5 protein-coding genes and 1 pseudogene are annotated in these 4123 nt (G+C 68.7%); 3 read left to right on the top strand and 3 right to left on the bottom strand.

What is annotated here, in order from left to right; genetic code table 11:
- Positions 1 to 159 precede the first annotated feature (159 nt).
- Positions 160 to 444 (bottom strand): DUF2282 domain-containing protein, encoded by a 285-nt coding sequence (locus tag WAL33_RS08865; protein ID WP_422180524.1) that lies wholly within the window; start codon positions 442 to 444, stop codon positions 160 to 162.
- Between the two features lie 221 nt (positions 445 to 665).
- Here WAL33_RS08865 and WAL33_RS08860 point away from each other — a divergent pair, with 221 nt between their 5' ends.
- Positions 666 to 1208 (top strand): sigma-70 family RNA polymerase sigma factor, encoded by a 543-nt coding sequence (locus tag WAL33_RS08860; RefSeq protein WP_422180522.1) that lies wholly within the window; start codon positions 666 to 668, stop codon positions 1206 to 1208.
- Positions 1195 to 1836, top strand: a complete 642-nt coding sequence (locus tag WAL33_RS08855; protein WP_422180520.1) for an NrsF family protein — start codon at positions 1195 to 1197, stop codon at positions 1834 to 1836. Before WAL33_RS08860 ends, WAL33_RS08855 begins: the two co-directional genes overlap by 14 nt.
- 153 nt (positions 1837 to 1989) lie before the next feature.
- Here the strand turns inward: WAL33_RS08855 and efp are convergent, their stop codons facing one another.
- Positions 1990 to 2559 carry an elongation factor P gene (efp, locus tag WAL33_RS08850; RefSeq protein ID WP_422180518.1) on the bottom strand — a complete coding sequence of 190 codons (570 nt, stop codon included), beginning with the start codon at positions 2557 to 2559 and terminating at the stop codon, positions 1990 to 1992.
- Between the two features lie 219 nt (positions 2560 to 2778).
- Here efp and epmA point away from each other — a divergent pair, with 219 nt between their 5' ends.
- A complete protein-coding gene (gene epmA / locus WAL33_RS08845; RefSeq protein WP_422180516.1) occupies positions 2779 to 3828 on the top strand; it encodes an EF-P lysine aminoacylase EpmA in 1050 nt (349 codons plus the stop codon).
- On the opposite strand, the pseudogene WAL33_RS08840 reads toward epmA, so the two are convergent.
- Positions 3825 to 4123, bottom strand: a pseudogene (locus WAL33_RS08840) (SAM-dependent methyltransferase); the annotation flags it as partial. The gene epmA and the pseudogene WAL33_RS08840 overlap by 4 nt on opposite strands.

The raw sequence follows: 4123 nt of genomic DNA, 5'->3' as shown, positions 1-4123 counted from the left end.
GTTCGAAACTCTCCCTTCCCCCTTGATGGGGGACGGGTCGGGGATGGGGGTGAAAGCGCTTCAGGATGGGGCACGGCCCGCGGGCAACCTGCCGGCGTTGTCACCTCCACCCTGCCCCTCCCCCATCGAGGGGGAGGGGTTCATTGGGATGGCTGTGGCCTACATCGCCGCCTTCGGGGTCAGCGAGCCCGTGCCGTTCGGGGTCTTGATGCTGGTGCAGGTGCCCTTGGCGACCTTCTTCCAGGCGTCGCCCTGGTAGTCGGCCTTCGAGGTGCCCGCGCAGCTGGTGCCGGCGCCGGCCTTGCAGTCGTTCTGGCCGGCCTTGGCCACGCCGTAGCACTTTTCCATTTCGGTCTTGGCCGGCTTCATGTCGTCGCGGGCCATGGCGGCGCCGGCGCTCAGGGCGAACACGGCGGCGAGGGCGAGAGCGGGTGTGCGGTTCATGGGGGCGTTTCCTTCGTCAGTGTCTGACCGGGCCCGGCGCCGTTCGTCGGCCCGTCCTGCGCGGTCAAGGGTGAGTTACGGACGGGTGCGACGAAAGGTTACACCGGTATCCGAACAAAAAAGCGGCGAACCGAAAAACGCCGGCAGGCGTCAGGCTCCGGTTCCCGCCGTCCGCGACGCGGTGTAACCATCGGACCGTCTCGCGCGAACAAGGGGGAGGCGTGACGCAAACCGAAGCCGCCCTGAAGGCGCTGATGCTGCTGGGCCTGGACGGCGACGCCCCGGCCTATCGGCTGCTGCTGTCTCAGCTGAGCGGCCGGCTCCGCGTCTATTTCGAGCGTCGCATGCGCGACGCTCCTGGCGATGTGGAGGACCTGGTGCAAGAGACCCTGATGGCGGTGCATACGCGGCGCGCGACCTACGATCGCGCCCAGCCGTTCACCCCCTGGGCCTTCGCCCTGGCGCGCTACAAGCTGATCGACCATTGGCGACGCCGCAAGGTGCGGGCGACCCTGCCGATCGATGACTATGTCGAGGTCCTGGCCGCCTACGCGCCGGAGCCGGGCTCGGCCATGGACCTGGACAAGGCCCTGGAAGCCCTGCCCGAACGCCAGCGCGCTCTGGTGCGCGCCGTGAAGATCGAGGGGTTGAGCCTGGCGGAAGCCGGCGATCGGGCCGGCGTCTCGGAAGGCGCGGCCAAGGTCGCCCTGCACCGGGCGCTCAAGGCCCTGGGAGAAAGGATGCGCGGTCGTGCGGACGGATGATCTGATCGATCAACTGGCGACGCGGCCGCGGGTCATACCGGCGGGGGCGGTGCAACGTCGGTTCGTTGGCGTGGCCGTGGCCGGAGGCTTGGCGGCCCTGGTCATGGTGCTGGCGTGGCTGGGCGCGCGCCACGACCTGGCCTTGGCCATGACCGGCCGGATGTTCTGGATGAAGGCGCTGTACACCACCCTGCTGGGCGTGGCGGGCTTCTGGGCGCTGGAGCGGCTGGCGCGGCCCGACGGCGCGCCGAGGAAGGCGTTGCTGTTCGGGGCCCTGGTGCTGGCGGTGTTCGTCGGCCTAGGCCTTGGCCAATGGCTGGCCGCCGACCCCGAACATCGCCGGTCGATGATGATGGGCGGATCCTGGAAGGTCTGCTTCCGCTACATCCTCACCCTGGCGCTGCCGGGACTGGCGGCGGCGCTGGTGGTGCTGCGCGGCATGGCCCCGACCCGTCCGGCCCTGGCCGGCTTCGCGGCGGGCGCCTTCGCCGGCGGGGTGGCGGCCACGATCTACGGCCTGCACTGCGGCGAGAGCACGATGGTGTTCGTGGGGACCTGGTACACCCTGGGCGTGCTGGGGACCGGGGCGCTGGGGGCGGTGGTGGGGAAGTGGGCGCTTAGATGGTAGTGGCTCACCCACTTGCCCCCACCTGACGGCTGCGCCGTCTGTCCGCCCCCATAGGGGGCGGAGGACGAGAAAACGCGCGCCCTCTTCCCCCTCTGGGGGAGGAGCGCCGCAGGCGCGGAGGGGGCAAGTGTTCGCCGCCCTCCGCTCTGACGATTAGTCCTTGGCGCGTTCCTGATACGAACCATCCTCGGTCAGGATGATCACCCGGGTGCCCGCGGCGATGTACGGCGGCACCATGGTGCGCACGCCGTTGCTGAGGATGGCCGGCTTGTACGACGACGAGGCGGTCTGGCCCTTCACCGACGGTTCGGTCTCGACGATCTCCAGCGTCACGGTGCGCGGCAGTTCCAGGGCGATCGGCACGTCGTTGTGGGTCGACAGGACGACGGTCATGTTTTCCTGCAGATAGGCGCCCAGGTCGCCAATCACTTCCTCGGAGGCGACCAGCTGGTCGTAGCTTTCCGGGTTCATGAAGTGATAGCCCTCGCCGTCCTTGTACAGGAAGGTGTGGTCGCGCTGGTCGACGAAGGCGCGCTCGACCTGCTCGGTCGTGCGGTAGCGTTCCGACACTTTCACGCCGTCCGAGATGCGGCGCATGTTCAGCTGGGTGACCGGGGTGCCCTTGCCGGGGTGGATGTTTTCGACGTTGAGAACGACATAGAGCTTGCCGTCCATATCGACGACAAAGCCTTTCCGGAGCGAGCTGGCGGCGACTTTGGTCACGTAGTGGTCCTTGGATCTCGCGGCGGTCTTGGCCGCGAATTGCGTTAGATATCGCCCTCCTATAGCGATCCTCGCCAAGTTCGCCACCCCCCGACCGGAGCCCTTAGCCTCACGCGAAATCGCGAGAGGCGTCTAAAGGGCTCCTGCTTTAAAGTTTTAGAGCGTGGCAGGCGCCGAAACCGCTGACACTTTCGACTGCCACGCTCTAAGGGAACCCCCGTGCCGACAGTTTCTCCCTCGCCCTGGTGGCGGCCCGAAAACCACGCCGACCGCCGGCCGTTCCTGCTGGCCCGCAATCGGATCAAGGCTGCGTTCCGGGCCTGGTTCGAGGCCCAGGGCTTCCTGGAGGTCGAGACCGCGGCCCTGCAGGTCTCGCCCGGCAACGAGGCCCACCTGCACGCCTTCGAAACTGCCGCCCTGACGATCTCGGGCGAAAGCGCGCCCCTCTACCTGCACACCTCGCCGGAGTTCTCGTGCAAGAAGCTGCTGGCGGCGGGCGAGACCAGGATCTTCGATTTCGGCAAGGTCTGGCGCAACCGCGAGCGCGGGGCGCTGCACCATCCGGAGTTCACCATGCTGGAATGGTACCGGGTCGATGCGCCCTACCAGACCCTGATGGACGACTGCGCGGCCCTGTTGGCGCTTTCGGCGGAAACCGTGGGAACCCTCCAATTCCGCTTTCGGGGGCATGTCTGCGATCCGTTCGCCAAGCCCGAGCGGGTGACGGTGGCGGAGGCCTTCGAACGGCATGCGGGCGTCGACCTGCTGGCTTCGATCGACGGCGACGGCGCGACAGACCGCGACGCCCTGGCGGCCTCGGCACGAGCGGCGGGCATCCGCGTGGCCGATGACGATACGTGGGCCGACGTGTTCAGCCGGGTGATCGTCGAGAAGGTCGAGCCGAACCTGGGGATCGGCCGCGCCACCATTCTCTGTGAATACCCGACCGCCGAGGCGGCCCTGGCCCGGCCCAAGCCCGGCGACCCGCGCGTGGCCGAACGATTCGAGCTCTATGCCTGCGGCGTCGAGCTGGCCAACGCCTTCGGCGAACTGACCGACGCCGGCGAACAGCGCCGCCGCTTCGAGGCCGAGATGGACGAAAAGGCTCGGGTCTATGGCGAACGCTATCCGCTGGACGAGGATTTCCTGGCGGCCCTGGCGATCATGCCCAACGCCTCCGGCTCGGCCCTGGGCTTCGACCGCCTGGTGATGCTGGCGGCGGGCGCGTCGCGGGTGGACCAGGTGCTGTGGGCGCCGGTGGCGGGCTAGGCCCGCGCCCGCACCATCCAGCAGGCGGCGGTGAAGCGCGCCACGCCATCGGTCAGATAGGGTTCGAACCCCCGCCGCACGGCCTCGATCACCGCGCGCCGGCGATCCTCGTCCAGGCTCGGCAAAACCAGGCTCACCGGCCCCATGCGGGTCGCGTAGGTCGCCAGGTCGTCGGCGGGCAGCGTACAGGCGACATCCAGCGGCTGGAGGTCCACGTCGCGCCATCCGGCCGCCGTCAGGACGCCGCTCACCCGGTCGGGGTCCCCGAAGGCGAACTGGCCGGGCGCGTTCGGAT

The organism is Caulobacter sp., from assembly GCF_049283275.1.
Taxonomy (GTDB): domain Bacteria; phylum Pseudomonadota; class Alphaproteobacteria; order Caulobacterales; family Caulobacteraceae; genus Caulobacter.
The sequence above is the reverse complement of the archived record's forward strand: the minus strand, read 5'-3'. Positions and strand labels throughout refer to the sequence as shown.